This window comes from Kangiella sp. (genome assembly GCF_014762745.1).
Taxonomy (GTDB): Bacteria; Pseudomonadota; Gammaproteobacteria; order Enterobacterales; family Kangiellaceae; genus Kangiella.
This window is the reverse complement of the sequence record NZ_JABURJ010000004.1, coordinates 1-2,235: the sequence shown is the minus strand read 5'-3', so window position 1 is coordinate 2,235 and position 2,235 is coordinate 1. Positions and strand designations below refer to the sequence as shown.

Genomic DNA, 2,235 nt, shown 5'->3' with positions numbered 1-2,235 from the left:
TCTCACATTTCCGTTGGTAATCCAAGGAGTTTATTGTGGCACGTAAAACCCCTATCGCCAGATATCGTAACGTTGGTATCTGTGCGCACGTAGATGCTGGTAAAACCACCACTACAGAACGTATTCTTTTCTATACCGGTCTTTCTCATAAGATCGGTGAGGTGCACGATGGCGCCGCTACCATGGACTGGATGGAGCAGGAGCAGGAGCGTGGTATCACTATTACTTCTGCTGCTACTACAACATTCTGGCGTGGTATGGAGGCTCAGTTTGATGAGCACCGTATTAACATTATCGACACTCCTGGACACGTTGACTTTACCATTGAGGTAGAGCGTTCACTACGTGTTCTAGACGGTGCGGTTGTTGTATTGTGTGGTTCGTCTGGTGTTCAGCCTCAGACTGAAACAGTATGGCGTCAAGCTAACAAATATGAAGTTCCTCGTATGGTTTTCGTTAACAAAATGGACCGTACCGGGGCAAACTTCTTGAACGTTGTTCAACAGTTGAAAGACCGTCTAAACGCAAATCCAGTTCCAATGCAGATGACAATTGGTTCTGAAGATGATCTTAAAGGTGTTGTTGACCTGGTAAAAATGAAAGCGATTATCTGGAATGAGGAAGACATGGGTATGACTTTCGAATACCAGGATATTCCTGCTGATTTACAGGCCAAGTGCGAAGAAATGCGCCTTGAGATGATCGAAGCAGCGGCAGAAGCAACTGAAGAATTGATGGAAAAGTATTTGGAAGGCGGCGAGCTAACTGAAGAAGAAATCAAAATGGGTATTCGTAAGCGTACATTAGCAAACGAAATCATCCCTGTATTCGGTGGTTCTGCGTTTAAGAACAAAGGTGTTCAAGCCGTTCTGGATGCTGTTGTTGAATATATGCCTTCACCTAAAGAAGTTAAGGCGATTCAAGGTACTATTGACGAAGATGGTGAGAAGTTTGAAATCCGTGAAGCGGATGATGATGCACCATTTTCAGCCTTGGCATTTAAGATTGCAACTGACCCATTCGTTGGAACTTTGACATTCTTCCGTGTTTACTCAGGTGTTATTAACTCTGGTGACAGTGTTTATAACTCAGTTAAGCAGAAGAAAGAGCGTATCGGTCGTATCGTTCAGATGCACGCTAACAGCCGTGAAGAAATCAAAGAAGTTCGCGCGGGCGACATCGCTGCGGGCGTAGGTTTCAAAGATGTAACCACTGGTGATACTTTATGCGATATCGATCATAAGATCGTATTGGAGCGTATGGAATTCCCAGAGCCGGTTATCTCTGTAGCGGTAGAGCCAAAAACCAAAGCTGACCAGGAAAAAATGGGTATCGCTCTAGGTAAATTGGCACAGGAAGATCCATCATTCCGCGTTCGTACTGATGAAGAGTCAGGGCAGACTATTATTTCTGGTATGGGTGAGCTTCACTTGGACATCATCGTTGATCGTATGAAGCGTGAGTTTAAAGTTGAAGCAAACATTGGTGCTCCTCAGGTTGCTTACCGTGAGTCTATCCGTAACACTGTTGAAGTCGAAGGTAAATTCGTACGTCAATCTGGTGGTCGCGGTCAATACGGTCACGTCTGGGTTAGACTTGAGCCACAAGAACCAGGTACTGGTTTTGAGTTCGAGAACGCTATCGTTGGTGGTGTTGTGCCTAAAGAATACATCGGTGCTGTTGCTAAAGGTATCGAAGAGCAGCTTGAAAACGGTATCTTGGCTGGTTACCCAGTTCTTGATGTCAAAGCGACTCTATATGATGGTTCTTACCACGACGTTGACTCGTCTGAAATGGCGTTTAAGATTGCTGGTAGCATGGCTGTTAAAAATGCAGCAAAAACTGCTAACCCAGCACTACTTGAGCCAATGATGAAAGTTGAAGTTGTAACCCCTGAAGAGTACATGGGCGATGTTATGGGTGACCTTAACCGTCGTCGTGGTCTGGTCAAGGGTATGGGCGAGAATGCTACTGGTAAAGTGATTGATGCGGAAGTGCCGCTTTCAGAAATGTTTGGTTACGCTACTGACGTGCGCAGTTTGTCGCAAGGTCGTGCTAGTTTCACCATGGAGTTTTCGCATTATGCAGAAGCCCCGAATAACATTGCTGAAGCAATCATGAGCAAGAATTCTTAATTTAAATTGAAATATTAGTTCCAAACTTTAATTAGAGGAATTGAAAATGGCTAAAGAAAAATTTGAACGTACGAAACCGCACGTAAACGTAGGCACAATC

At 44.5% G+C, this 2,235-nt stretch carries 1 protein-coding gene; it reads left to right on the top strand.

The window, feature by feature from the left end:
* Window positions 1-35 precede the first annotated feature (35 nt).
* Window positions 36-2,135, top strand: coding sequence for an elongation factor G (gene fusA / locus HUJ19_RS00020; protein ID WP_290621511.1), 2,100 nt, complete (start codon window positions 36-38; stop codon window positions 2,133-2,135).
* Window positions 2,136-2,235: the final 100 nt, after the last annotated feature.